The organism is Streptomyces sp. YIM S03343 (assembly GCF_054729195.1).
In genome coordinates this window covers 20,425-47,292 of record NZ_JBPUKX010000004.1, presented here as the reverse complement: position 1 = coordinate 47,292, position 26,868 = coordinate 20,425, and the positions used below count along the sequence as shown (strand labels likewise).

The 26,868-nt window shown below is 66.8% G+C and carries 18 protein-coding genes and 2 pseudogenes; 7 read left to right on the top strand and 13 right to left on the bottom strand.

The features are described 5' to 3' along the window. Window positions 1-330 precede the first annotated feature (330 nt). The 11 genes and pseudogenes from ACSYGN_RS41705 to ACSYGN_RS41655 form a co-directional block, all read right to left on the bottom strand. On the bottom strand, window positions 331-1,557 hold the full coding sequence (locus ACSYGN_RS41705) for a cytochrome P450 family protein (RefSeq protein WP_460406291.1): 1,227 nt from the start codon (window positions 1,555-1,557) through the stop codon (window positions 331-333). Next, window positions 1,547-2,779: a cytochrome P450 gene (locus ACSYGN_RS41700; RefSeq protein ID WP_460406289.1), complete on the bottom strand. Its 1,233-nt coding sequence runs from the start codon at window positions 2,777-2,779 to the stop codon at window positions 1,547-1,549. Before ACSYGN_RS41700 ends, ACSYGN_RS41705 begins: the two co-directional genes overlap by 11 nt. Further along, window positions 2,776-3,402, bottom strand: coding sequence for a GTP-binding protein (locus tag ACSYGN_RS41695; RefSeq protein WP_460406287.1), 627 nt, complete (start codon window positions 3,400-3,402; stop codon window positions 2,776-2,778). The genes ACSYGN_RS41700 and ACSYGN_RS41695 overlap by 4 nt, the downstream gene beginning before the upstream one ends. Then, the gene (locus ACSYGN_RS41690; RefSeq protein ID WP_460406285.1) at window positions 3,383-3,727 is read right to left on the bottom strand and encodes a DUF742 domain-containing protein; all 345 of its coding nucleotides are present in this window, start codon (window positions 3,725-3,727) and stop codon (window positions 3,383-3,385) included. Before ACSYGN_RS41690 ends, ACSYGN_RS41695 begins: the two co-directional genes overlap by 20 nt. After that, window positions 3,724-4,133, bottom strand: a pseudogene (locus ACSYGN_RS41685) (roadblock/LC7 domain-containing protein). Before ACSYGN_RS41685 ends, ACSYGN_RS41690 begins: the two are co-directional and overlap by 4 nt. 1,020 nt (window positions 4,134-5,153) lie before the next feature. After that, on the bottom strand, window positions 5,154-6,083 hold the full coding sequence (locus ACSYGN_RS41680) for a hypothetical protein (protein ID WP_460406283.1): 930 nt from the start codon (window positions 6,081-6,083) through the stop codon (window positions 5,154-5,156). Window positions 6,084-6,460: 377 nt separating this feature from the next. Beyond that, a complete protein-coding gene (locus ACSYGN_RS41675) occupies window positions 6,461-7,135 on the bottom strand; it encodes a hypothetical protein (protein WP_460406281.1) in 675 nt (224 codons plus the stop codon). A 274-nt stretch (window positions 7,136-7,409) separates the two neighbouring features. After that, window positions 7,410-7,814 (bottom strand): hypothetical protein, encoded by a 405-nt coding sequence (locus ACSYGN_RS41670; protein WP_460406279.1) that lies wholly within the window; start codon window positions 7,812-7,814, stop codon window positions 7,410-7,412. After that, on the bottom strand, window positions 7,793-8,602 hold the full coding sequence (locus ACSYGN_RS41665) for a TniB family NTP-binding protein (protein ID WP_460406277.1): 810 nt from the start codon (window positions 8,600-8,602) through the stop codon (window positions 7,793-7,795). The genes ACSYGN_RS41670 and ACSYGN_RS41665 overlap by 22 nt, the downstream gene beginning before the upstream one ends. After that, window positions 8,599-9,267 carry a hypothetical protein gene (locus ACSYGN_RS41660; RefSeq protein ID WP_460406275.1) on the bottom strand — a complete coding sequence of 223 codons (669 nt, stop codon included), beginning with the start codon at window positions 9,265-9,267 and terminating at the stop codon, window positions 8,599-8,601. Before ACSYGN_RS41660 ends, ACSYGN_RS41665 begins: the two co-directional genes overlap by 4 nt. A 48-nt stretch (window positions 9,268-9,315) precedes the next feature. Continuing rightward, window positions 9,316-9,609 (bottom strand): hypothetical protein, encoded by a 294-nt coding sequence (locus ACSYGN_RS41655; protein ID WP_460406273.1) that lies wholly within the window; start codon window positions 9,607-9,609, stop codon window positions 9,316-9,318. Between the two features lie 199 nt (window positions 9,610-9,808). Between ACSYGN_RS41655 and ACSYGN_RS41650 the strand changes: the two genes are divergently transcribed. Beyond that, window positions 9,809-10,336, top strand: coding sequence for a hypothetical protein (locus ACSYGN_RS41650; protein ID WP_460406271.1), 528 nt, complete (start codon window positions 9,809-9,811; stop codon window positions 10,334-10,336). On the opposite strand, the pseudogene ACSYGN_RS41645 reads toward ACSYGN_RS41650, so the two are convergent. Next, a pseudogene (locus tag ACSYGN_RS41645) lies at window positions 10,284-11,071 on the bottom strand (IS5 family transposase). The gene ACSYGN_RS41650 and the pseudogene ACSYGN_RS41645 sit on opposite strands and share 53 nt — an antisense overlap. A gap of 576 nt (window positions 11,072-11,647) precedes the next feature. Here ACSYGN_RS41645 and ACSYGN_RS41640 point away from each other — a divergent pair. Both ACSYGN_RS41640 and ACSYGN_RS41635 read left to right on the top strand, forming a co-directional pair. Next, window positions 11,648-12,385 carry a hypothetical protein gene (locus ACSYGN_RS41640; RefSeq protein ID WP_460406269.1) on the top strand — a complete coding sequence of 246 codons (738 nt, stop codon included), beginning with the start codon at window positions 11,648-11,650 and terminating at the stop codon, window positions 12,383-12,385. 146 nt (window positions 12,386-12,531) lie between these two features. Beyond that, window positions 12,532-13,272, top strand: a complete 741-nt coding sequence (locus ACSYGN_RS41635) for a hypothetical protein (RefSeq protein WP_460406267.1) — start codon at window positions 12,532-12,534, stop codon at window positions 13,270-13,272. 95 nt (window positions 13,273-13,367) lie between these two features. Here the strand turns inward: ACSYGN_RS41635 and mauJ are convergent, their stop codons facing one another. Then, window positions 13,368-14,240, bottom strand: a complete 873-nt coding sequence (gene mauJ / locus ACSYGN_RS41630; RefSeq protein WP_460406265.1) for a methylamine utilization protein MauJ — start codon at window positions 14,238-14,240, stop codon at window positions 13,368-13,370. A 406-nt stretch (window positions 14,241-14,646) separates the two neighbouring features. On the opposite strand from mauJ, the gene ACSYGN_RS41625 reads away from it, so the two are divergent. From ACSYGN_RS41625 to ACSYGN_RS41610, 4 genes are all read left to right on the top strand, one after another. Next, complete coding sequence (locus tag ACSYGN_RS41625) at window positions 14,647-15,945, top strand: helix-turn-helix domain-containing protein (RefSeq protein WP_460406263.1); 1,299 nt, start codon at window positions 14,647-14,649, stop codon at window positions 15,943-15,945. Between the two features lie 27 nt (window positions 15,946-15,972). Then, window positions 15,973-16,473, top strand: a complete 501-nt coding sequence (locus ACSYGN_RS41620) for a hypothetical protein (protein ID WP_460406261.1) — start codon at window positions 15,973-15,975, stop codon at window positions 16,471-16,473. Between the two features lie 76 nt (window positions 16,474-16,549). Beyond that, window positions 16,550-17,554, top strand: coding sequence for an integrase catalytic domain-containing protein (locus ACSYGN_RS41615; RefSeq protein WP_460406259.1), 1,005 nt, complete (start codon window positions 16,550-16,552; stop codon window positions 17,552-17,554). Continuing rightward, on the top strand, window positions 17,515-17,892 hold the full coding sequence (locus ACSYGN_RS41610) for a Mu transposase C-terminal domain-containing protein (protein WP_460406257.1): 378 nt from the start codon (window positions 17,515-17,517) through the stop codon (window positions 17,890-17,892). The genes ACSYGN_RS41615 and ACSYGN_RS41610 overlap by 40 nt, the downstream gene beginning before the upstream one ends. The last annotated feature ends 8,976 nt before the right edge of the window (window positions 17,893-26,868 follow it).

Sequence of the window (26,868 nt, the reverse complement as noted above, 5' to 3'; positions counted from 1 at the left end):
CCCGTCGCCGTCCGGCCGCCCGAGCAGTTCCCCGGCGCTCTCGCCACCGCCCCGCCAGGAGGCCGCCGGCCGGCAGATCCAGCGCGTCGCAGAAGGACGACGCGCCACCGCCCCCCCCGGCCCCCCCGGCCCGCACCGCCCCCCGCCCCCGGCCCGCACCGCCGCACACCACACCGCCTCACACCGCAGCGGAACACCGCCCCGCACCGGAGGGAAGGCAGCGGAACACCGCCCCGCACCGGAGGGAAGGCAGCGGAACACCGCCCCTGCACCGGAGGGAAGGCAGCGGAACACCGCCCCTGCACCGGAGGGAAGAAGGAAACGGACCCGTCACCCGCCCAGCCTGACCGGCAGCTCGAACAGATCGTTCTGCGTCACCACCGGCTTGTTCCGCAACGCCGACGCCGGCACGGCGAGATCCAGCCCCGGGAACCGGGCATACAGCGCGCACAGCGCCACCCCCGCCTCCAGCCGGGACAGCGCCGCGCCGGGACACACATGCGGCCCGTGACCGAAGGAGATGTGCCTCACGGCCGTCTGCCGGGTGATGTCGAACTCGCCGGCCGTGGCCCCGTGCGCCCGCTCGTCGCGCCCGATCGCACCGTAGGACACGATGAGCGCGTCCCCCGCCCCGATCACCCCGTCCCCGACGGGCACGTCCTCGGCGGAGAACCGGATCAGCACATGCGAGGTCGGCGCCGAGAAACGCAGCGTCTCCTGGACCACCGCCGGCCAGTCCGCCTCCCCGGACAGCACCATCGCCCGCTGCCCGGGATGCACGGACAGGTTCACCACGGCGTTGACGATCAGGGAGACGGCCGTCTCGTGCCCCGCCGCGACCATCAGCTGCAGGGTGGAGACGATCTCCTGGTCGGTGAGCCGGTCACCGTCCTCACAGGCGAGGATCAGCGCACTGGTCAGATCGTCACCCGGCTGCGCCCGCTTCGCCGCGACCGTCTCGCTCATCAGCCGGGCCAGCTCGACGAGTGTCGAGACGACCTCGCCAGGCGGGGTCCGGGTGGAGAAGAACTTCTCGAACAGCACCTTCAGCCGGAAAAGCACGGCCTGGTCGAGACCCATGAGGTCCGCGACGACGTGCATCGCCGGCGGATACGCGAACTCCGCCTTGAGATCGACGACGCCCCCGTCCACCGGGAGCCTGTCCAGCAACTCCCCGGCGAGCCGGGTGATCCTCGCCCGCATGGCCTCCACCCGGCGCGGGGTGAGGGCCTGCGCCACCAGTGAGCGCAGCCGCCGGTGGTCGTCGCCGTCCGCGGTCAGCATCGAGCGGCCCGGATCGGCCGGCCCGATCAGCGGCCAGTCGGGCGGGATCTTCCCGCGCCGCCAGGCGCCCCACACCTCGATGTCCCTGACCAGACGCGGATCTGTCAGCAGCGCCCTGGCCTGCGCGTGATGCGTCACCGCCCACACCCGGACCCCGCCGGGCAGTTCGACCGCCGCAAGCGGCCCGGCCGCACGCAGCCTCGCGCTCTCGCCGTCCAGGTCGCCGACCAGCGGGTCCAGCGCGATCCGTAATGCCTCGGTGTCACTCGTCACGCCGGTTGCCTCCCGGGGCAGGGGTGGGGGTGAAGTGCACGGGCAACTCGGTCAGCCCGCGCAGCCACGGCGAGGAACGCCGCTCAAGCGCGTCGGCCGGCACCGCGAGATCGATGTCGGGCAGCCGGTCCGGCACCACCTCGATACCGGTCCGCGCGATCACCTCGGCGATCTCCTGGGCCGGGAAGGGACAGCGGTGCTCGCCGTGCCCGAACGAGAAGTGCGCGTTGTTCCCGCCGGTCAGCGAGGCGCCGTCGGTGCGTACCTGAGGGCCGGAGTCGGCGGCCTGAAGACCCGGCAGCAGCAGGTCACCGCCGCGGATGTGACGCCCGCCCAGCCGGGTGTCACGGGCGGCCCAGCGGCCGGCCGCGTTCTGGGTCGGCGTGTCCTGCCACAGCACCTCGTTCATCGCCTCGGCGACACTGTTGCGCCCGCCGAACAGGGACGCGGCGAAACGGCCGTCGGTGAGCATCAGCCGCAGCGAGTTGCCGATCCAGTCGGCCGTGGGCTGGTGACCGGCGGCCATCATCACCATGAGGTCCTGCGCGATCTCCTCGTCACCGAAGCCGCCGCGGCCGGCCAGCATCCGCGACACGACGTCCCGGGCGGGCGCCGCGCTGCGCTCGGCCGGCAGCCGCCCCATGGACGCGGCCAGACGGCTCTGCCCGGCAAGGGCCCGCTCACGGCCGTCGATCATGTCGTTGAGCGCGGTGACCAGACCCGGCCCCTCCTCGTACGGGAAGCCGTACAGCCGTGCCAGCACCCGTACCGGCAGCAGCATCGCGTACTGGCCGATCAGATCCGCCTCGCCCCGGGCGCAGACGGCATCGATCAGCTCGTCCGCGAACCGCTCGGCGTCCCGGCGCAGCCGGAAAGGATCGGACGCCTCCAGCGCACTGCTGATCATGGCGGCGCGCTCCCGGTGCCGCTCACCGACGGTGTAGAGGACCGACGGCTGCCCCCGCCCGATCACCGGCAGCAGCGGCCAGTCACCCGGAATCGTGTCCCACTGGTTCCACAGCTCGGAGTCACGGCTGAACAGCACCGGATCACCGGTCACCTGATGCGGCTCGCGGTAGCCCAGCACCAGCCATGCCGGCACGCCGCCGTCCAGCAGCACGGGGGCGACGGCACCGTACTCGCGCCGCATCTCCCGGTACACCCGGGCGGGGCCGGCCTGGAAACGGGGAGGGCCGAGCGGGACGGCGTCGTCGTGGCTCACACGGACTCCCGCGGCGGGGCGGCGGAGGGGACCGGCCCTGCGGCGTACCGGTTCCCGACGTGCCGGACCAGGGTGATGAGAACCTCCTTGCTCGACCGTCGGGAGCGTGCGTCGCAGCCGACCAGCGGCACATGCCCATCGAGATCCAGCGCCCGACGGACGTCCGCGTGAGGATGCCGAGGCCCGCCGAAGTCGTCCAGGGCCACGACGAACGGCGCACCGTGCGCCTCCAGCCGGTCGATCGCGTACAAGCAGTCACCGATCCCGCGCGTGTCGACCAGCACCACCGCCCCCAGCGTGCCCGAGAACAACCGGTCCCACAGGAACCAGAACCGCTCCTGCCCGGGCGCCCCGAACAGATACAGCACATTGCGCGCGTCCAGCGTGATGCGGCCGAAGTCGAAGGCGACGGTCATCGAGGTCTTCCCCCGCACCCCGCTGATGTCGTCCACCCACTCACCGGCCCGGGTCATCGTCTCCTCGGTGCCGAGGGGACGGATCTCGCTGACCGAACGGACCATGGTCGTCCTGCCGACGCCGAAACCGCCCACGACCACGATCTTCAGACCGCTGTCGGCGGTGGCACCCAACGGGGTACGCACGTCAGAGATTGCGGAGGCCAACGAGCACCTGCTCCAGGGTGTCGAGGTCGGAAAGGGCCGGCCTGCGGGGACGACGGGCACTGACACGGCCCGCCGCCGGGAGGTCGGACAACAGGATCTTGGTGCTCACCGGGAGCCCGAGCTCCGCGGCGACTTCCACCACGGCGACGGGAGCCTGCGCCATCCGCAGGATCGCCGTGTACTCCGACTGCATCCCCAGCGACGGCTCGCACTCGGCCACCACCAGCGTGACCAGGTCGAAAGGACTGTCCGGGCCACAGCGGCTGCGCCCTCCCACGAGGGTGTACAGCCGGTCCGGTGCGTCGTCCCGGCCGGGCCGGCTCATGAGGTACGGGGCTGGGCCGTCAGGTGCTCGCCGAGCTGCTCGACCAGCTCGCTCATGGTGCGCCACCGACCAGCCCGCAGTCGGCGTCCTCGGTCGTGACGACGGCGAGGTGCGCGCCCTGGCCGGCCTCGACGATGAAGAGGGTGCCGCCGTGGAACTCGGTCATCGACGAGCGCACGCCTCCGCTGCCGTCGCCGAACTCGACGGAGGCGCCGTGCGACAGGGACTGGATCCTGGCCGCGATCGCGGCGAGCTGGTCGGCCTGATCGACCGTCAGTTCCGGGGTGCTGCACAGCCTCAGCCCGTCACGGGACAGCACGAGCGCGTGCCGGGCGCCGGGAGTGCGCTCCACAAGACCCTCGATGAGCCAGGTGAGCTTCTCGTCCGCAGTTCTCGTGCCGGTCATGAGGTGGTGCCGCCTTCCGGGTGTGCGTGGGAGCGGAACGATCTGCCGGACGCCGTCCCGCCGTCCGCCGCCGACGGCGGCGGCGCATCACCGGCCCCGGCCGCGGCCCCGGTCGCGCGCACGGCCTGCCGGAAACTGCCGAACCGGGCGGCACGGGCCTCGATGCCACCGCCGGCTGTGAGGGCCGCCCGGCACCGCTCGCCGCCGGCTGCGCCCGCTCGGCGGCGGCGAGCGTACGCCCGCGACGCCGCTTGGACAGCCCACCGCCGACGACCTCCTGCGGACCCTCACCGGCAGAGTGCTCGGGATGCGGCCTGACCGGTCCCCGCCCGGACACGGGCAGCACCGGGTGCGACGGCACAGACGTCACGGCCACCGGCCCGCCCGTGCCGACGGTGTGCGCACTGGTGAGAATCTCCTGCGGCACGAGCACCAGCACCCCGGTACCGCCCCGGGCCGAAGGCCTGAAGGACACCCTGAGCCCGTACTTGCGCGCCAGCCGCCCGACCTGTCAGGGCCCGGTTTTTCTGCGCAGTGGGTAGGGCTGTGAGCTGGGACTGTGCAGGTTTTCTGGTTGGTGGGTGGGGTTTGATCACCCGCTGCTGGTGAGCTGAGTTGGCGGTAGGCCTGGTGTTTGAGCTGGGGCGATGCGGGTGTCTATGGGGTGCTGCGCAGGTTGGTTGGATGCTGCGCGGTTTGAGTGGTTGTCGGGGTGGTGCGTGGTCCTACGCCGTAGCCTGCGTGGCCTGAGGGCGATGGCTCTTTGGAATCGGCCATCTCCTGCTCAGCGGTGACCCCAGACCTGCTCAGTGGAGCTCCCCACGTTGCCCGTAGCCGGTGGGCTCCAGGGGCAGGGCAGCCCAACTCGGCCACGCGACGCCCGCTGAGCGGCTTGCGCCAGAGCCCGCGTATGCGTGAGAGCTTGATGCCTGGGAGAAGTGGCCCTTCACCGCGGTGTGCGCGCTCCTGGCGGTACGGCGGTACACCCGGACGCAACAATCAGAGGGAGAACGGCAGGACTCAGATATGGGGCCAGTCCTGGCCGGCTGTCACCTCGCGTGCGATGCGGCGCCACTGGTCCTCCCCGCCGGACAGGGGCCAGGCCCAGGTCGGCTGTTCCGCGGTGTTCAGGTCGTGGAGAAGGTGGACGAGCTGTGGTCCGGCGGTAGCAGCGCCGTCCGGGACCTTGGGGCCGTGGACGGCGCGGAGTTCGGCGAAGCGTGCCAGTTCGTCCTCGTAGAAGCCCACGGCCTCGTTGATGCGCGCGGACAGGTCATCGCGCGGCACCGTGCGGTGCAACTGCAGCAGCGGAGGCTCGACGGATTCGGCGATCGCCGCGGCGAGCCGCGCGTGACCGTCCAGGATCAGATGGCAGTCCAGGCCACTTACCCACCACAACAGGACGGGTGGGAGAGTCCCTTCACGGGCTTGCTTGCGGTACGCCTTAACCCGGCTGTCGTCGGCATCGGGCATCGGCCGCAGCGGAAGGACCTCCCACGAACCAGAATGGATGAACCAGTCGATGTATCCGTTCGGATGGCCGTCGACGATCATCGAGCTCCAGTACTCGGCGTGCGAAACGTCGGCGTGGCGCCAGCGCGGGAGCGGGCTCTCGCACGAGAGCAGCCACCGGCCCTCGTGCAACGGGCTGTCCGGCGAGTCGATGAGGTACTGCGCAAAGCGGTGAGCCCACCGTTCCGGGCTGCCCGCCAAGGCGCGCCCCACATCGGCGCGCAACGGCGCGACGAAGGAGCGGTACTCGTCGGTGCGCCAGAAGTCCACACCCTGGAGCTTGTCGACAACGGCGAGCAGCACAGGCCGCGACAGCTGGGAGATCAGCAGTTGCGGCCCGGCACTGAACACGCACAGCCCCGGCTGGCGGCAGTCCTGTACGTCCAGGGACAGGCCCACCCACGTGCCGTCGTCCCTCGTGACATCGCTGCGCTGCATGCCGAGAGCGTAGACGGCTGCTGCGGTGGACCCCGATGGTGCCCTTGGCCTTCCGACACGACCCGCACACTTCACGGGGCACCGACGAAACTCCCGTGCGGCGCCGACAAGCTCGCCTCACGACGGCGCAGCTTGATTACGTCACGCGCCGCGTACGGTGGGAAACGATCTCCGGCAGCATGGGAAGCGACCACCAGACTTTGGCACGTCGCCCCTGGTCACGGAGTTCCATCGGTGCCCCTTCACGAGCCGGTCCTCCGGCCGGAATCACGCGCGGGTACTCGTTGAAGCTCCTCACTCCGTTGAACTCCGGACCAGGTGAGGCGATGAGCGGCACTGGCCGATTTCAGAGATCCCCGTCAAGGGGTGTGGGGCGGTTAGTTGCCTAGTCCGCGCTCCAGCATGTGCACGGTGTCCTGGCCCAGTTCGACGGTCTGTCCGGTCAGTGCGAGCACGGTGTTGATCCTGGTGAGCAGGTTGGCCAGGCGGTCGAGGAGTTGGGCGTCTCGGAGCCGCTGGAGGAGGTCGGGGCGGCGGGTGAGGGCGCCGTATGCGGCGTCGGTGGCTGTTTCTACCGGGTAGCGGCCGCGCAGGCGGGCTTGCTGGACGGCGGCGAGCATGTCGTTGAGCCGGGTGAGGAGGAACTGCTTGTCCGCCTCGTCGAGTTCGGATGCCAGGACGGCCTCGATGAGGTCGTTGATCATGGCGGTGAGGTGTTGGCCGTCGGCGTCGGTCACGCCGGTCTCCACGTGAGCTCGGCGCAGCTCGTGGGCGCAGCCCAGCAGGCTGTAGATCGCGGCACTGCTGTCCGTGTCGCCGTCTTTGCTGAAGTGCTGCCACACGTGGGAGACCTGGTGGGCGATTTGAGCGGAGGCTTGCATGGCGGCTTCGACGCTGGCCAGGGGGCGGAGCATGAAGTCCTGCTGCTCGGGATCGGTCACTACGGCCCCGATGGCTTGGCGGACTTGCTGGGGCAGCGTCATCGCTGCGGAAAGGCGTGCGAAGAATTCGGGGCTGTCTGTGGCGAGGGGCGTGTCCTCGTAGGTGAGCACTCGGGCCCAGGCGTTCCAGTTGCTTTTGTTGGGGCCCAGTTCCCTGCCGGCCTGGCAGAACTCAGCCTAGTGGGGAGGGCGGTGGGGGCGGGGTCGGCCGAGGTGTTCAGGCTCGCTGGTCGTTGTGGTGTGCCGGGGTCCGGTGTTGAGGGCTTGGGCCGTTCTTGTTTCCGGGACCGGCCGGTCTGGCGGGGTGGGTGGTAGCCGAGTTGGGTGAGTTCGGTGGTGTGGTTTTTACGGGTGGTGGGGCGTGGGGGGTAGTGGGCGGGGTCGGTCAGCCAGGGCCGGTCGAGGAGGGTGGCGATGGTGGTGTGGAGGGGGTGGGTTCGGCCGGGGTGCTGGAGGATGTGGAGCCATCGTGGCTGGTGGGTGAAGAGCTGGGCGAGGGCGATGGTTCGGGGTAGGTGATGGCTTGGCGGGCGAGGGCGTACCACAGGCGGGTTCGGGTGGTGCTGATGCGGCGGGTGCGGGCGGGCCAGATGCGTTCGTCTGCCGGTGCGGTGCGTCGCCAGCGTTCGGTGAGGGTCATGGCGTGGGTGAGGCTGTGGTCGGCGGCTTCTTTCCAGCGGCTTCGCAGGCGGATGTGGGCACGGTGGGCGGCGAGGATCTCGGGTGCACGGGTGAGGTCGGCGTGTTCGGCGGGGAAGGGGTCTCCGCTCAGGGTGTGGTGGCCGAGCAACCAGGTGTGGTGACGGCGGCAGACGACGAGGCCTTCCCAGGCTGCGGTGTGTGTGGTGCTGCCGTAGGCAAGGGGCGGGTTGGTGACGAGTTTGAAGCGTCCGGCGAGCTGGGCTCCGCGTTCCCGGCCAGGAGCGGGGACTTGTCGACGTCGACGCCGGCGTAGACGAAGGTGGCGGGGATGCGTTCGCTGAGGTGCTTCATCTGGTCGGAGGTCTCTGCGCCGGTGCGGGTGCGGGTGTCGAGAAGGTGGACGTCGTCGACCAGGACGAGCTGGGTGGCCAGGTCCCGGAGCATGCCGCAGACGTTGTCGGTGATCTGGGCCTGGTTCATCCGCGGTGGGATGGGCAGGTCGAGGAACCGGGCGAGTTCGGAGACGAGCATCTTCGGTGTGGCGGCGGGCGGTACGGACAGGAACACCACGGGCAGCCGCTGTCCGGGGCTTTGGTGGCGGGCGCGGTCGGCGAGGTGGAAGGAGCGGCCGAGCTGCTGGAGGGTGGTGGTCTTGCCGGTGGTGGGTGGCCCGGAGACGATCAGCCCGCGGCGGGCCGTGCCGTTGTGGCGCCGGTTGAGGATCATCAGGCGCCGCAGCGCGAGAGAGATCTTGCCCATGACGGGGGTGGACAGGATCACGAACCGGGAGTGGTAGTCGAGGCGTTCGTCGAGTGTCCACGGCCCCTGGCCGGGCAGCTGCGCCGGTTCGGCGTCGATGAACTGCATCCACTCCCTCCAGGTGGTCGGCGAAGCGAACGGATCGGCTTGCTCCGTGGCCGACGCATCGAGGGTCACCAACGCTGAGCCTCCTGGTGCGCGTCGAACACATGCCAGGGCCTGATGTCGGTGCCTTCGTCCCGTTCGTCCGTCTGGTCTTGCTCCTGCTCGTCTTCGCCGGTGAGGTCGGCATACGGCGGGGCGAGCGCAGGGTCCGTGGGCCCGGACACGGCCGGCAACTGGCCGGTTTCGGACGCGGCCCGACCGCCCCCTGCTCGGGGGACGCTGGGCGGCTGTTCACGGACGCCAGCCGTGGCCGCTGCGGCACGCCGCAGCAGCGCGTCGAGTGCGCGGGCGAGGAGTTCCTCATGCTCGGCACGTCCGGTGCGCTGCTCGACGACGGTCCGGATATGCCGCCAGGCGGTGTCGGAGAAAGGCTGGCTGACCAGGTTGCGGTGGATCCAGCCCGCCTCGGCCCAGCCGTCGGGCAGGCGTACCCAGCAGCGGGAGGGCTCGTAGGGGTTGTAGTGGACCTCCCACTTTCCGTCTGGCGCGGTGGAGCGGTGCCGGTGGCCGTTGAGCGACGTGCTGTCGTAGGTGCGGTAGTCGAATCGGATGCCCTCGGCGCCGATGGCACACCGCCGGGAAGGGAGTAGTTCGATGTAGTCCGCGGCCTTCAACGGGACGGCGACGTGCCCGCTGATCCCGATCAGGGCCGCCCACATCTCGTTGGGTGAAAGCATCAGCCTCGGCATCAGAGGATGGCGCAGTTCGCTGTGACGGCGTTCCTGCTACCCGCTGACCACCCACTCATCCAGGAGGTCCTGGAGTTGGGGCAGGGTCCAGCACGCCTCGTCCTCGGTCCGCCGGCCGCGCTCGCCGACGTGGGAGCCGGTGTAGCCCGCGACGTACTGCGCGAACAGCGTCCCCACGGATTCGAAGCCGCGCTCCACATGCCCCTTCGCATGGCCGGAAGCGGGCGGACAGGGCTGGACCGAGATCCCGAGATGTTCGGCGGCCGCGAGAAAGCACTGCGAGACGAACACGCTGCCCTGGTCGATGACGACGGTGGACGGAAAGATCACCGGCCGGGCAGCGGCCCCTGACAAATCCGTTAGTGATCACTGGGTGGGTGGTGTGTTGAGCTGGGGTTCTAGTGATTGTTTCAGAAGCCGTATCTCAACCGAACGTGATCGCTTGATTTTCGCTGGTCAGGCATGGTGTGGCTCGGGATGAGGGAGGCATGTGGCGTCTTGTTTCGGCTCCGTGATCGAGGGGTGCGCGATGGCGTCGGTGCTGGGAATGCTGGAGGAGCGGGAGGCAGCGGCCCGGGTGCGGGTGGAAGGACTGCGGGAGGAAGCCGCGCGGCTGGCTGGGGTGTTGGAGGCCGCGGAGATCGAGCTGGATCGGCGGGTGATCGCGCGGGAGGAACTGGTAGAGGCCCTGGCGGCCTCGGCTGCCGAGACCACCGCCGTGACCGGGGCGGAGGCGGAAACCGGGGCCTCGCCCGCGCCGGTGCCGGGCTCGGTCGTGCCGCCGTGGTGCGAAGGACTGCCGGTGACGGTGCTGGCACCCGACTACCAGCGGATCCTGGGCGTGCTCGACGAGCGGCGGCCCGCGGGCCAAGGACCACTGAAGGCCAGGGAGATCACGGTTCGGCTGGGCTTGGAGACAACGCCGGCGAAGGTCGAGGGGGTGCGCTCGAAGGTCCGGCGTCTGGCGGAGCGCGGGTGGCTCCTGCAGGAGACGTCGGGGGCATTCAGCGTCGGGCGGCGGCCCGTGGCCGTGCCAGACGCCGTCCCATCCGCGTGACCATCGACCACAGGATCACCGCCTCGCTGGTGGCGGGCAGGGTCTCGTAGTCCCGGGCCAGTCGGCGGGAGTTCATCAGCCATGCGAACGTGCGCTCCACCACCCACCTGCGCGGCAGCACCACGAACCCTGTCATGTCGTCGGTGCGTCTGACGATCTCCAGGGTCAGGGCGAGTTCGTCCCGGCACCGGTCGACGAGGGGGCCGGTGTAGCCGCCGTCGGCCCAGACGAGGGTGATGTCGCGGTGCAGGCGGCGCAGCCGCATCAGCAGGCCCGCCGCGGCGTCCCGGTCGCCGATGTCCGCCGCGGTGACCGCGACGGCCAGGAGCAGGCCGAGGGTGTCGGTCACGATGTGCCGCTTGCGGCCCGGCACCTTCTTCCCGCCGTCGTAGCCGCGTGAGGCGGCCGGCACCGTCGCGGCGGCCCGCACCGACTGAGCGTCGATGATTCCCGCCGTGGGCTCGGCATCGCGGCCCTCGTGCTCACGGACCCTGGCGCGCAGCCGGTCGTGGAACTCGGCGATCAGCCTGTGCTCGCGCCAGCGGCGGAAGAAGGCGTAGACCCGGCCCCAGGCGGGGAAGTCCGCGGGCATCGCCCGCCAGGAGATCCCGCCCGCGACCAGGTAGCGGATCGCGTCCAGCAGCTGGCGGTGCCCTCGGGGCGCCCGCCCCGGCCGTTCAGCCAGGCCGGCACCGGCAGCAACGGCCGCACGGCCGCCCACTCCGCGTCCGTCATGTCCGACGGATACCGGCGCACCCGATCGGGATGGTCAGCCGCATTGCCGTACACGTGCGCGAGGCAATCACACGATGGAGCGGCCGAGTTGAACTGAACGGGCTCGGACGCGTACAACAACGACACCAGGGCCTCCCGGCAGTACTCGGTTCGATTCGCATCCCCGAGCTACCGCGAGGCCCTGCCTTCATGCGCGTACAGCGGAAAGATCACCCCGGCGGGAAACTGTTCGATCCGCACGTTCCATGATCGGTTGAGATACGGCTTCTCAGGATTTTTTGCTGTGGTGTGGTGTGTCTCTGAGGTGGGGCATCCGTGGGGGTTCGGAAGTCGGGGAGGCTCTGAAGTGCAAGTTCAGTGATCATTTCGGAATGTAGTGATCGGTGTGGGATTTCTTTATTGCTGGGTGGTTCTGGTGGATTGGTCTGTGCTGGTCAGGGGTGGTCTGGCGGGTCGATCCAGGTCAAGAGGTGGGACTGTGAAGGGGCTCAGCCCAATTGGGGTCAAGCCGCGTCCGTGGTCTCGTTCGTACCGTTTCCCGGTGGGGTGTCAGTGTCCGCTCCTAGTCTTTGGGCCATGACATCAGCGATGCCGAAACGGCCGGTCAGTGAACTCCCGGGCGATCCCGCCCGTCTTCACCTTCACTACGGTCACGGACATCCCGCAGTGCCGTACGACTACGAGGACACTCTGGAACCCTGGCACGTCGCGGTCACTTACGGGATGGCGGGTGACGAGGAGTGGGAAGACGAAGAAGAAGGGGGCGGCCACGCTCCGGCCGCGGGCACCGAGATCGGGCACCTCATCCTGTGGAGGCTGCGTGACTACACCGGCGACAACCGGTGGGAGGCGGCGGACGCCGAATCCGGCGATCTTGAGGTCATTGTTTCCGCCGTCCTTGGCCGGTCCGGACGCACGGGCTACGGCGCCGCGTTCGAGAAAGCGGTCACACATCCCGTCGGTGATCTTCTGATCCTCGACCGCGTCAGCCTCGACAAGGCGTGGAGGGGTTTCGGACTGGGTCCGGCGCTGGCCGTCGAGGCGATCCGCCGCCTGTCCGGGGGCTGTTGCGCGGTAGCCGTGTTTCCCGGCATGGGCGAGTACCCCGAAGACCGCGAGCAGGTCACCGAGGCCTATCGGCTCCAGGCGAAGAAGAAGATCGCCGTACTGTGGGAGAGCATCGGCTTCCAGCCGTTCCGCCGCGGGGTATGGCTCCTGGACACCGCCCTGCGCCGACCGGAGGAACTCATGCAGGCCCGCCGCGCTCAACTGCGCGCGCTCGGCACGGCCTTCCAGCAGCCCGGGTCCGTCTGAGAGCGGCCCGGCGGACGCCACGGCTGGCGCAGACGGCACCTGGGCCTGCCGGCGAGGCCGCGTACGATCCGGTTCTTCCTGCGGGCGCCGCATCGCGCGGATGACACGAACAGCGAAGAAAAAAGACAGAGGGGGAGCGGGGAACCATGGGGGAGAGGCAGCCGGTGGACGAGGACGTCCGGGATGCGCTGGACTGGGCACGGCAGCGCCTTAAGGAGATGGGCGTCTTCGAGGCGGAGGACGGACTGCGGTGGGCAGCGGCTCACTGGCTCGTCCTGTCCGTGTGGCGCAACGGCCCGATTGAGGACGCGCACGCCTCCCGGCCGACCAGCCGGCGCAAGGCATTGCACGACGGGACGATGTTCGCCCGCAACACCTGGCTCACCCGGCAGGCATTCGACGTCCTGGGCTCCGATGACCAGTTCCGTCTCTATGAGCTGGAGGACCTGGTCCTGGACCGGGACATGGTCTGGCCGGGATGCGAGGGGTCCCTGACGGACTTCGGCTGGGGGTTCCTCGGAGAGATCAAGAAGCAGGTGAAACAGCGTATCGACATGTTCAGGCACTTCGAGAAGAGACTGCCGCCGGAGGACTTCCTTGTCTTCGCCGGCGCTCCCCGGATCGGGACCCACGATGACCATTACGGTATGCCGAAATGGCCTGCCTGCGTGGAAGCGGCGATGCGCCGGCTGTGCGACGAGGACGAGGAGTTCTGGCACACACGGGGCGATTTGATGACCCGTATCGGCCCCGCTCCCACTCCCGTCACCGCGGACCTTGAGGCAACCCGGAAACTGCTGCTGGAGTCCCCGTGGGAACTGGGCGCCGAGAACCTGGGCTGGTTCGCCTGGAACCCGATCCTGCAACCACCGGGCACGACACCCTAGGCGCGCGGCGGCAGCAGTTGCCACGGCCGCGCATGCGGTTTTGCTGGGATCGGCGACGGCCTCACGGTCCTCGGCTGAGCCAGACTGAGGGGCGGTCAGCCCTGTTCGACAGCGATACGTGCCAGGAGTTTCAGCAGGGGCAGGTCGGCTGCCACGACATCGACTGCGTTGCCGAAGTCGTTGAGAATGAGATCCTTCTTGCCGTGTGCCAGGCCGTTGCGGATGGCGTAGAGGTGCTTGGCGGTATCGATGCCGGCTGTTGTGAGAGCCTCCACACGACCGAGTGCCCGTTCTTTGAGCACGGAGAACACCTCGACGGGCTCCTCAGCGTGTTCCGGAAGAAATGCTGGAATGGTCAGCAGCTTTCCGAAGTCGTGCTCCTCGAGGGAATCGAGGTGGTCCGTGATGAAGTCCAAGCCGTTGCTGCTCCGTGGCGCTTCCAGCACGCGGTATAGCCCCATGTACTCGGCGAGCAGGTCAACGTGCCTGATAGCCATGGCGTAAAGGGCAAGCGGTTCGGTGCGAGCCGCGAACCGGCGGCTGAATCGGGCTAGCGGATCATTGCACGTGCCGTACCGGAGCCGCAGCATGTCGGTGTACCGGATCTCGTGGGCCTGCTGCGCGACGGAGTCCAGGGTGTCACGGTAGGTGCGATTGGCGGGAAGCCACGGGCGTTCGTGCCCGATTGGTTCGTAGGGTGCAGTGGCCGGCTCCTGAAGGGGGGTGACGACCGTGGGGGAGTCGTGGTCGAACGCGATGCAGTCCGCGACGAAGAGCACGCCCTCAAGCGACGGCGCCGTGAGGGAAGCGTCGTAGAACCCCTCCGAGTTGAGGGGAAGGGGTACCAGCAGACCCAGCTCGGAGAGCTCTTGCATGCCCCACTTGCCGTCGGCCTCGAACTCCTCGATGCCTATGCCCGGCATGCGGATGCCGTAGGCAAGACTCGGCCAGTTGATTCCTTGCACCACGCAAGAAGGATAGGCAGCCCGCACGGACGGCTTTCCCTTCAGCACGGTTGTGTGACACCAGGCGAATCGTCCTTTCAGTGCGCCACAATGAGTCGCCAGAGTGGCCGCATGCGAGCGCGTACCCCGTTGACGGTATGAGCGCTGCGGTGACCTGCGGCCGAGCAGTCCACGGGATGGTCGCCGCTTCCGCGCCCACGCGCCACTTCGGTGACCTCATCCTCCGGAGTGCGGGCCGGATGTCGTAGCCCTCGTGCAAGATGGGGGATTGCCTCCATGCCATGGTGCGGAGGCAGTTGGGGTCTGCGGCATTCAGGGGGCGTTCGTGTTCCAGCGTCATCTTCACCGCCACGATGACGTCGATCTGGTGATGTCCGCGCTGGGGGACGATCCTCAGTGCCTGCCAGTCTTGATCACACTGGGTGCGGCCCTGCGCCGTGACGTGGCTTCGTCTCTGCGGGAGGTCATCGCGACCGGTGTTTGGCAGGACGACACCTATGCACGCAGGGGTTCCGCCCGCTGGCGCGAGGAACCCCGCTTCCCCTCCTTCCTCGACAGCGGACTCGAAAAGCGCCGCAACCTCGGCCCCAAGTACGAACACCTGCGCACTGCGCTGCTGACGTTCCCCGAGACCCGGGCCGCCCTCTACCGGGTGCATGCAGCGGAATGCCCGCAGCACTGCCGCGCGCAGACCGGCACCTTCTCTCAGGACCGGCACGTCGACGACTACCGGGAGGCGCTGTTCGGCTGGTACGCCGTCATCCAGCACGCGCACGCCTGCGTGGTGCGGGCAGCACGGTGGTTCGAGGACACGGATCTTCCCGACCCCCGACGCCCGCAGACGTTCACCGAGTGGCTGGCCCACACCGGATCACGGCGCGGCCGACGGGCTGGAGACGAGACGCCGCCTGCCGTTCGGGAGGAGGCAGTGCGGGAGGTCCTCCTGATGATGCACGCCTGGAGCCCTCACACGTTCGAGGCCATTGACGTGGCCTTCCAGAAGGCGGAAGGGGCACGCGTGTCCCATGCATGGGGCGGCGGCTTCGAGCCCGCCGGCCGGCGCGAAGCCCAGGAGGCCGCTGAAGCCCTCGCAAGCGTTCTTTCCCCAAAGGAGCGCCAACACGTCCGGGACGTCATCGACGGCATCGAATCCGACGACGCATGGGACCGGGACATGGACCTCGCGAAGGACGGCACACTGCCCTGTACCAGCGACCGGCACCGCGCCTACGGCGCTGGCCCCGGTGAGCGCGAGGACTGCGCCACGGCCCGAGGCCGTGTGTACGAAGAGGCATCCCAGCCCTGGAGCGAGGACGTCGACCAGGCGGTGTCCGCTGCCCGGCTCGCTCGGTTCCTCCTCGGATCCCGTACCGACCGAGTCCAAGCCGCCCTCACTACGGCCCGCGCAGCCGTCGCGCGGGACACCACCGAGACGGCGCCGCAGATCTGGCACGACAACGCCCAACCCCTCCGGGAAGCCCGCGAAGCCGCAGGACTCGACCTCCACGACGCCGCCGGCCACCTGGATATCAAGCCCGCTACGCTCCAGCGCTTCGAACAGGCAACAGGCAAGCCCCCCGGACGCCCAGTCTCCCTCGGCTACCTCCAACTCCTCGCCCTGAGCTGCACCCAGACGGGCCGCACCGCCCCCGCCTGCATCCCGCAGGCCATCTCCCAGCCGGTGATTTCACTGCCGATCACCCTGTAGTACGCCACCACCGTGTGAGGAATCCCCGTGTTCGAAGAGGTACATCACCGGCCCTGCGGACGCCCCACCAAGTCCGGCAATCCCTGCCGTGCGCAGTTCTCCGGTCCGGGCTTCGCCTGCAAACTGCACACCACCGACCACGAACAAGCCCTCGTGGAGGCCTACCGGCAGGACCTTGAGACCGGCCGAGCGCAAGAAAGGGAGTGGAGACAACGCGCAGAGGCCGCACAGGTCGAACACCTTGAGCGGCAGATACGGACCCTGCGCGAAGAACTCGACGCCAAGAACCGCCGTTTCGAGGTCGACGGCGACCAGGCCGTCACCGTCGACGGCTACGGATACCGCTGGAGGGGCCCCGGCACACTCAAAGTCGGCGACCGTGTGCTCCTGCCCGAGAACTACGTCAGCGCCCTGCGCCACGACCCGGGCCCCTTCCCCAAAACCGTGACCGAACTGGGCACCACCTACACCGGGACCCTCAGCACGATCATCTCCCCAACCCCCGCCGCCCCACGGCAGACCGGCTGAAACCACAAGCCCTGAGAGCACCGCGCATCCGGGAGCGTGCCGCACCGACCGGTTCGAGATCACCGATGAGATCCGGGTGTTGCTGGCCTACTGGCACGGCAACGCCTCTGCGGTCCATCGCGAACTCGTCGCCCGCGCCGACACCGCCGACGAGACCGAGCCGACCGAGGAGGGAAATGCCTCGAGCACCGACCTCGACTCACGGCCCGCCACGCCCCTGCCGGGCGGCGCTCCGCCCGCGGCCGTGCCGCTGCTGGACCCCGTTCCGTCGCTGCCGACGTTCCTGCGGGCAGTGCGCCGGGACCTCACGCCGGGGGAGCGGGTCGGCTACCGAGGTGGCCCCCAGGCCGCGCGCGCCTGGGACGTGTTCGCCAAGCGGCCCCGTACCTGGCGCAACAGCGTCTGGGAGGCCGATCACGTCCAGGCCCCGCTGCGGGTGGACGCCGACGGCGACCTCGTTGCGCCGTATGTCACCTGGTTCATCGACTGCGCGACCAAGGCCATCACCGGCGTCGCGGTCACTCCCGGTACTCCGACGCGCGCTTCGATCCTGGCCGCGCTGCGTTCCGCGATCGTGCGCACGGACCCCTACGGTCCCTTCGGCGGGCTGCCCGAGCACGTGCGGTTCGACCGGGGCAGGGACTTCCTCTCGCGCACCGTGTCCGCCGCGCTGACCGCGCTGGATGCGGACATCACTGTCCTGCCGCCCTACAGCCCGCACCTCAAAGGCACGGTGGAGAATCTCAACCTCAACGCCACCCGCATGCTGTTCGCCGCCCTGCCCGGCTACACCCCGAAGAAGCCGAACCGCCGCCCGATCGCACTCCTGACACGGCGCCGCCCATGTCGTTCACGGCGTTCACCGAAGAACTGCTGGCCTGGGCGCAGTGGTGGAACACCGAACACCGCCCGGCCGAACTGCATGGCGCCACCCCGCTTCAGGCGTGGCAGGCAGATGCGACCCCGCTTAACGACATCCCCGCCGCGGACGTGTGGACGTTCACGCTCGAGGACGACACGCGCACGGTCACCAGCCACGGCGTGCGCTTCAAAAGCCGCGACTACGTCGCCGACTGGATGACCGGGCAGGCCGGCCGCGAGGTCATGGTGCGCTTCATGCCCCACCACACCCACGAGATCGAAATCTGCGACCTGCACGGTCGTCGTCTGGGCACCGCCCACCTCGCCGACCAGGCAACCCCTGAGCAACTCGACGTACTGCGCCGCTCCCGCACCCGGCGCGCCCAGCGCCTGAAGGCCGATGCCAAGCCGCCGAACAACTGCGCCGCGATCGTTTCGCCCCAGCCACCGAGGCGGCCCCAGCACGCCGCCTGGACGCGATCACTGCAACCGAGGCGGCACGAGAACTGGCCCAGCACCGTGAGAGCGACCTCACCCAGCTGGCGCTGCCCGATCTGATCCCGCCCGCAGCGCCACCCGCCGACTGGGCCATCCCCGAGACCCTCAAAGCCCGCACCCGACCCACCCAACCAGCCCCCAGCGAGGACGCCGCCACGGAAACTTCCGCAACTGGGCCCGCCTGACCGCCCACACCCAGACGGCCATGGAACGCACCGGCCGGGCCCGCGTCGACCAGAAGTACTGCGCTGGGCCTTCAGCCGCCTCGGCTCGGGCGCATAGACCCGTCGCCACGCCCGCGCCGGTTCTCCAAGCGCATCGCCTGCTCATGCCAGACGGGGAACCGGGAGTCGTGCTGCTGTCGGCCCATGCCCACTGCACACGCCCGTAACGCACGCCGACTATATAACTTGCGCATACGCGTCAAAACAACACAACGGGAGAGGAGGAAAAGACCCTCATGCGAGTATATAGCGGCGTACACGCACGCGGGCAGTGGGGCCCGACAGCAAGCACGACTTCACCGGTTCCTCGTACATGGCATGAGACAGGACGAATGCGCTTGAAGAACGCGGCGCGGGCGTGGCGACGTGAGTCAACATGCGCCCAGAGCCGAGGACGGCTGAAAGGCCCAGCGCATGATACTTCTGGACTCGACGCGGGCCCGCCGGTGCGTTCCATGGCCGTCTGGGTGTGGGCGAGCGGCGGGCCCAGTTGCGGAAGTTTCCCTGTGGCGGATCGTCCTCAGCAGGGTGCTGGTTGGGTGTGGTCGGGTGCGGGCTTATTGAGGGTCACGGGATGGCCCAGTGTCGGCGGGTGGACGCTGCGGGCGGGATCACAGATCGGGCAGCGCCAGCTGGTGAGGTCGCTCTCAAACGGTGCTGGGCCAGTATCTCGGTGCCGCCTCGGTTGCAGTGATCGCGTACCCCAGGCGGCGAGCTAAGGGGCCGCCTCCCGGTGGTGGGCGAAACGATCGCTGAAAGGTTGCGCACGGGAGCAGTTGTTCTCGGCGGCCTTGCCATCGACCTTCAGGCGCACGGGCGCGCCGGGTGGCACATGGAGACGGCGCCAGTACGTCGAGTTGCTCAGGGGTTGCTGTTCGGCGACGGTGGGCGGATGCCCAGACAGACGACCGTGCAGGTCGCAGATTTCGATCTCGTGGGTGTGGTGAGGGCAATGAAGCGCACCATATGACCTCCGCTGACCAGGCTGCCCGGCTTCATACCAGATCCCGTCGACGTAGTTCGCGGCATTTGAAAGCGCACCGCCGTTGGCTGGTGACGGGATTGCGCAGGATGTCGTGCCACTGAGCGTGAACGTCCACACGTCCGCGGCGGGGAATGTCGTTAAGGGGGCTTCGCATCTGCCAGCACGGCTGAAGCGGGGTGGGGGCGCCATGCAGTTCGGCCAGGCGGTGTTCGGTGTTCCACCAACTGCGCCCATAGGCCAGCAGTTCTTTCAGTGAACGTAGGTCCTATAACAACGCCGTGAACGAGACCATGGGCTGCGCGCGTGGCCAGGAGTGCGATCGAGGGTCGGCGGATCGAGCTTCTATCCGGGTGTAGGCGCCGGGCTAGGTGCGGCGAACAAGCAGTTCGGTGGCCGTTGAGGTTGAGATTCTCCACCGTGCCTTTATGTGCGGCTGGTAGTGGAGCGGGCAGGAACGTGATGTCCGCATACCAGCGCGGTCAGCGCGGCGGACAGGTGCGCGAGAGGAAGTCCCTGCCCCGGTCCGAAACCGCACGTGCTCGGGCAGCCCGCCGAGGAAGGGACCGTAGGGGTCCGTGCGCCACGATCGCGGAACGCAGCGCGGCCAGGATCGAAGCGCGCGTCGAGTAGCGCGGGAGTGATGAGACCCGCGACGCCGTTGAAGGCCTTGGTCGCGCAGGGTCGAGATGACACCATGTGACATAACGGCGCAACGAGGTCGCCGTCGGCGACCACTTATCTCGCAGCGGGGCCTGGGACGATGATATCGGCCTCACCAGACGCTTGTCTGCCGCCAGGATATTCATCGGGGCCGCTTGGCGTACACGTCCCAGCACGCGTCCGGAGTCCCTGGGCCACCTCGTAGCCCGAGCCCCCTACCCCGACCTTCCGCGTGATGTTCCCCGCGCACTGCCTCGCAGGAACAGTCGCATGCACGGAACCGGGTGTCAGTCAGCGCATCGGCCGCGGGCAGGAGCGCCGCCCTGGCATGGCGGTGGCGAGCCGTGTAGGTCGAGGTCGGTGCTCGAGGCATATCCCTCCTCGGGAGTCGGCTCGGTCTCGATCGGCGGTTGTCGGCGGCGCGGCACCGAGTTTCGTGCGACTGCGGAGACCCGCGAGAGGCGTTGCCGTGCCAGTAGGCCAGCAAACACCCGGATCTCATCGGTGATCTCGAACCGGTCGGTGCGGGCATCGCTCCCGATGCGCGGTGCTCTCAGGCTTGTGGTTTCAGCCGGTCTGCCGTGGGCGGCGGGCGGTGGGGAGATGATCGTAGCTGAGGGTCCCGTGTAGTGGGTGCCCAGTTCGGTCACGTTTGGGGAAGGGGCCCGGGTCGTGGCGCAGTTGGCGCTGACGTCTAGTTCACGGGGCAGGAGAGCACACGGGTCGCTCGACTTTTGGAGTGTGCCGGAGGTCCCCCTCCACGACAATCCCGTAGCACGTCGACGGTGACGAGGCCTGGTCGCCCGTCGACCTCGATAACGGCGGTTCTTGGCGTCTGAAGTTTCTTCCCGCGCAGTGGGTACCGTATCTGCACGCTCAGGTGTTTTCGACCTGTGCGGCCTCTGCGCGTTGTCTTCCACTCCTTTCTTGGCGCCTACCAGGCCGTCTCAAGGTCCTGGCCGGTAGCCTCCACGAGGAGCTTGTTCGAGTGGTCGGCGTTGTGTGCAGTTTGCATGGCGAAGCCCGACCGGAGAACTGCGCACAATAAGGCAGGGATTGCCGGACTTGGTGGGGCGTCCGCAGGCCGTGAGTTCCACTTCGAACACGGGGATTTCTCACACTGTGGTGGCGTACTACATGGTGATCTGCAGTGACATATACACACCGGCTGGGAAGATGGCCTGCGGATGCATGGCTGGGGGCGGTGCGGCACCCGTCTGGGTGCAAGCTCCAGGGCGAGGAGTTGGAGGTAGCCGAGGGAGACTTGGGCGTCGGGGGGCATTGCCTGTTAGCCTGTTCGAAAAGCGCTCGGGAAGCTCGATCAGCGGGACTTGACATATCCAGGATTGGAGCCGGCGTGCGTCGTACGGAGGTCGAGTCCTGGACTTCAGCGGGCTTCCACGGAGGGCTTTGAGCGCGTTGACAACGTGCCAAATCATTGCGCTCTTACAGCGTCTCGGTGGTGTCCGCCGCGCGAACAAACGGCTTTGCGAGCGGGCCGTAGTGAGGGTCGGACTTAGGACTCGGTCGTACGGGATCCGAGGATGGAACCGAGGAAGCCGGGCAGGCGGACAACCCGCCTGGGTCGACGTCCTCGCTCCAGGGGCTGGTGGGATGCCTCTTCGTACAACACGCCTCGTACGTGGCGCAGTCCTCGCGCTCACCACGGGGCCCAAGCGCCGTAGGCGCGGTGCCGGTCTCTGGTACAGGTCCATTGCTTTCCGTCCTATCGCTGTGAGACGTCCATGTCCCGGTCCCATGCGTCGTCGGAGCGATGCCGTCGATGACGTCACCGCGCAGTGTTGGACGTATCCTACTACTGGAGGAAAATAGTACGACTATGACGTAGGGCATATCATTAGGGCGGGGCCAAAAATTCGACTGGGCCTATCAGCGCCAGGCCTGAATAACGGGCCACGAAGACTCGCCGCGCCCCCATGCATAAGAGGACACAGCGTGCCGCATCCGCTTCACTGGAAGATGCACGTCAAACTAGGCCTCGAACAGTGTGAGGGCTCCAGGCTGCATCATCAGGAGGAACCTCCCGCACTAAAAATGGGGGGGCGGGCCCTGCCTCCGTCCCGAACGGCAGGTGCGGCGTCTCGTCTCCAGCCCGTCGGCCCCGCGCCGATGTCGTGTGGGCCCAGCCACTCGGTGAACGTCTGCGGGCGTGTCGGGGATCGGGAGATCCGCGTGTCCACTCGTACCATAACCAGTGCTGCCCGCACCACGCAGGCCCCCCCCCCCCGTGCGCGGCTGGATGACGGCGTACAAGCCACACAACAGCGCCCTTCACCGGTAGACGACGACTGTGCCGGTCTCGGACAGAGAAGGTGCCCGTCACTGCGCGCGGGCAACTGCTAGCACAGCATTCCGCTGCATGCACCCGGTAGAGGCGGGCCCGGGTCATCGGTGGAACGTCAGCAGTCGCGCAAGTGCGACAGAGTGTTCCGTACTTGGGGCCTGAGGCTTTGCGGCGCTTTTCGAGACTCCGCTGTCGAGGAAGGATGGGAAAAGCTAGGGGCTTCCTCGCGCCAGGCGCGTCGTAACCGCCTGCGTAGCATATGTGCTCTGTCTGTGCCCAAACACCTGGTCACTCGATGACCTTCCCGCAGAGACAAGCCCACGTCACGCGCAGGCCGCTACCCAGTGTGATCAGACTGGCAGGCACTGAGGATCGTCCCCCAGCTGCGACATCAACCAGATCGACGTCATACAGGGCACGGTGAAGAGACCGCTGGAACACGACGCCGTCCCTGAATGCCCAGACCCCAACTCCTTCCGCACCATGGCATACGGAGCAAAGCCCCCATCTTACAGCACGAGGGCCTACGACATCCGCCCGCACTCCGGAGGATGAGGTCACCGAAGTGTCCGCGTGGGCGCTGAAGCGCGACCTCCGTGGACTCTCGGCACGCCGGGTCACCGCAGCGACTCATTACAGTCAACGGGGTTAACGCGCTCGCATGGCGGCCACTCGGCGACTCATTGTTTGCGCACTGAAAGGACGATTCGCCTGGTTCTCACTACCGAGCCTGAAGGCAAGCTGTCCGTTAGCGGCTGCCTATCCTATTTGACGCGTGCGTGCATAGGAATCAACTGGCCGAGTCTCGCCTACAGGCATCCGCGCAACCGGGCATAGGCATATCGAGGAGTTCCGAGCAGACGGCAGTGGGGCATGGCAAGAACCTCTCTTCCGAGCTTGGCGGTCTGCTGGTACCAATAATATCAACCTAACCCACTCACTCGAGGAGGGGACTCACGACGCATCCCTCAGCGCGCCGTCCAGTCTTGAGGCCGTGCTTCTTCGTCGCGGGACTGCATGCGCGTGTCGCGAACCACGACTCCCCCACGTCGTCACCGGAACCCCTCAGAGCCGGAACCACTTGCACCCTATTTCTACCCAAGCTAAAGACAACAATCGGGGCACGCAACGCCCGTAGGCTGTCGCCGCCAATCGCACACTACCCTATGACACCACTGGACTGTACACGTCGCGCAGCAGGCCCACGAGATCCGAGTACGCCGACATGCTGCGGACTCCGGTACGCACGTGCAATGAGTCGCTCAACGGCTCTGCTCCGATCCAGACCTCAAAAAGATGCCCCGGTCTCGCGCATGAGCGCCACCGAACGGCGGGCCTGGGCTACTTATACGCGTCATGGCTTATATACAGGGGTCACACACATTGACCTTTCTCAGCAACGATGGATACATGGGAGACTATAAAATCGCTTACAAAGCGATATGCTGGAAGCGCCACGGAGCAGCAACGCAGCTTGACTTCACACTGGACCAACTAAAAACTCACACGATTCCTCTCGAGTAAGAGTGTCAATAACCTACTTCGGTAATGACTGTCTGACTCTATTCTGCAGCTATTCTTCGGAACACGCTAGAGGAGAAACCCACGTCGAGTGTTTTCTCGTGGCATTCTAAACGATGAATCTTGGCAGCTACGACCTCGTCGTGTTGCAAGAGCTTTCCACCTTTTTTTTTTTTTTTGTGTGGGTGTCAGCACAAGAAGTAACAGATCCGACAATCTCGAGATACACGCTTGCGCAAGAACCATCTTATCCGCTCAATCACCAACTGGAGGCCGCTGGCATACAGCGGCAAAGTAAAGGATCATTCAATCTCTATCACGACGAGATCGGACAACAGTCAGTCGATTGATCGTGGCTAGACCGACCTGCCCACTGGCTGAAGAACTCGCTCTCTGGCCACGTATGTCGCTGTGACGAACACATGTGGCATGACCTGCGACGCCTGCAAGTCTTGGCTCGAGAGACCTGAAGGTGCACCTTTACGTGAGGCCGTCTGCCGATCGCTCAAGCAAAAGACAGCTAAAAACCCCGCATGCGCGGGCCGTGGCTACACTTGCTTGGAAGGGCCCGGGTGACGTTGGCGCGCTGCCTAAGAGGTGTCTGTAGGCACGGTGGTCATTGGGCAAGGACATCGGGTCCAGGCGAACACAGGGCGCCCAGGTTACTGCAGACGCCTCAGTTCCAGCTGTCACGGTGACATTCGCAGCAGCAGTTTCTGCGGTTGCCTCAAGAGTCAGCGCGCATGTCACAGGAGTGGGTACAGTCGGGCCGAATACACGGGTCACCAAATCGCCCCTCGTGTTTGTGGCGCAGAACTGCCGATCGTGCATCTCGCACACATGCCGGGCGCTTAATCTGCGCGCTTATCCAGCGCAAGTGTGCAGCGTCCTATTTTCACGGCATACCGCTAATGGCGTCAGTTTGCCTATATCGTGGTCCCGACTCCGGATTTTGAGACGCCGGCGAAGACACCACGAAGTCCTCTTCGGGCTGGGCAAGGAACTTCTCTTCGAAGTGACCTGAACCATTCGTCGATAGGCCTGTTCACCTGCTTCCTTCAAAAGATCTCCTCAAGTGCCGAGGAACTACAGCCGTCACTCAATTGGCCGCGAAATGTCCGTCATTGTGGGACATCAGCCAGAGGGATATCTTCATTCCCGGCCAGGCTACACATGTCGCGCGGTCAGACTACATATGAAGTCGTGCTCTCCTAGCTCATAGGACAGCGAGAATGCTAGTGTGTCATGTTTAGGATCGCGAACGCGCAGGACGTCAGTAATCGGCATTGCCCGGGTGACGACCTAACACATGTGTGCGGGGCGGAAGAATCATTTTCGTCACCGTCCGTGTGCAATATGCGCTTCGCATGCGCCGGCTGTCACGGGACACCGGGAGGGCGTGCGCGACATCCCTCAACTCGGCGTCAATCCGCGGGGATCGCACACTGACGAGGAGCGTAGCCAGTGCGAGAGTTTGACACAATGCCGCTCTGGTCCCTAAAGCACTTCGCACGCAGTCTCGTCCTACCCGGCTGACCGGACAGCCGCATCACCGTTAGAATTGAGTAAAAGCGCTTGCAGAGTGCACCCAGCTCATGATCCATAGCGGCATACAACCCTTAGCGCAGGGAACAGAATAGGTCAGTGCGCTCGTCGGGCACGTACAACGGCTCTGGGCCTTCTCTCAGCGCGCCCATGAGTGTTTCTCGTACAGCACTCTACCTTCTCGTGTCGATTATCTTTCATTCTCGTGTTCAGTAGGTCACATTCATGCTACGCCGTTGGAATTAAATTGCTGATGCGCCCGGCAGGAAGAAGCGGATCGTACAGGGTGTGTACGCGGTCCAGTCTGCCGCTTGTGTGGTTACCAGGTGCGGCAGTCGTTGGGCGGCCAGTCACCAGTTTGGACATGTCGTCGTTCCAGGGCCTGCTACTCAATAAATGAATACCGGACCCATGGCTTCATGGCTGGAAGGTCGTGGCCGTAGCGCGCGCTAGCAATGAGGGCGCATTGCAGGGGCCTTGGCATGGAGTTCGGCTTACCGGTCGGCGCAGGCGTGTCCAGGGACGCATAACCTCGCGGTTCGGAATTCGGCTGGAAGGAGGGCCAGATGCTCTGTGCCCAACAGTAGCAGAGCGATCATTTCTTCTTCAGCCCTATGAGTCTGGATAGGGCCTCGTGACGACTCTGCTCGGCGTCTTCAGGGTAATCGCCCATAAGGACACTGAGGCAGGGAACTAACACGGACGGCTCTACGCCTGCGGGCAACATAACCGCTTGGGCCCGGACTTAGTGCGGCTGATACAGACCGAGCGACGCCATCGCCGACCCAGTCCGAAAACGCCTCTCCACCTAGCTTTCGAGGCTGACTGGGCGGTCGGCGTGGGGGTGCTGTGGTGGGTAAGGATCAGGAAGGATGCGACGCGACGGGATGGTGAGGAGGGTGGGAGGGCGGGGGGGGGGGGGGGGGGGGGGGGGGGAGGGGGGGGGGGGGGGGGGGGGGGGGGGGGGGGGGGGGGGGGGGGGGGGGGGGGTGACCGGAGCTTGTCTCGAACAGTCATCGGCGCCGTACTAGGGCTCCCGTGGCGATCGGCGGTACACGGCCTTAAGAGACGGTCGGAAACACGATGACGCAGTCAAGTGATGCGCCTGGATATTCGGCGTCTCCGCCGCCTCATTCCTACTCCAACACGAGGTTGTCGCCGGGTGTTAGTCACGCAGGCCCGTCCCACAGGTATGAGTGGCCGTCCGAGAGCGTCGGAGAGGTGCGTCCTCGCGGGCCGGAGCGTGAGGCCTGCACGACTCCCTCACATTCTTCTTCGTGCTTCCCTTACATGCCCCTGCGTCACCCGCCATCAACGCGTAAAGTGACGCGGCGAGACACTAGTGCGGCATGGTTCGCAGAGTGTTCGGGCTCGTAGTCGTAACTGGCAGCCTAAGCGGGTTGTCCGTGAGCGCTCGAAACGCGTCTAGATAAAGGAAGGTGAAGACGGCCAGGGATACGGCCCGGGAGTTTCACTGCAGACCCAGGGCCGTTCGAGGCATCAGGCGCTGAATGTCTCTGTGGCCCAAAGACTAGGGAGGCGGACCGACTGACACCGTACACACCAAGGGGAAACGGTATCCAACAACAGATGACGCAGACTGTGAAGCGCGTCATGACTGGTCGCCAGTTGGCTGAGGGCCCCTTCACGACAGTCCTCGGGGGAGGGGGGGGGGGGGGGGCTAACACTCTTGACCTGGATGACGACTGCCAGGAGCCACACCCTGAGCGCAGCAGCCAACGAGACTATGAAGTTATTAAGGACCAATCTTAAAACCAGAAACCTAGCAACCATGA

Coding starts and splice junctions, on each gene's coding strand:
- ACSYGN_RS41680 (WP_460406283.1), bottom strand. CDS start 6,083: ATGCAGCGCAGCGATGTCACGAGGGACGACGGCACGTGGGTGGGCCTG.
- ACSYGN_RS41650 (WP_460406271.1), top strand. CDS start 9,809: ATGGCGTCGGTGCTGGGAATGCTGGAGGAGCGGGAGGCAGCGGCCCGG.
- ACSYGN_RS41690 (WP_460406285.1), bottom strand. CDS start 3,727: ATGAGCCGGCCCGGCCGGGACGACGCACCGGACCGGCTGTACACCCTC.
- ACSYGN_RS41640 (WP_460406269.1), top strand. CDS start 11,648: ATGACATCAGCGATGCCGAAACGGCCGGTCAGTGAACTCCCGGGCGAT.
- ACSYGN_RS41635 (WP_460406267.1), top strand. CDS start 12,532: ATGGGGGAGAGGCAGCCGGTGGACGAGGACGTCCGGGATGCGCTGGAC.
- ACSYGN_RS41660 (WP_460406275.1), bottom strand. CDS start 9,267: ATGCTTTCACCCAACGAGATGTGGGCGGCCCTGATCGGGATCAGCGGG.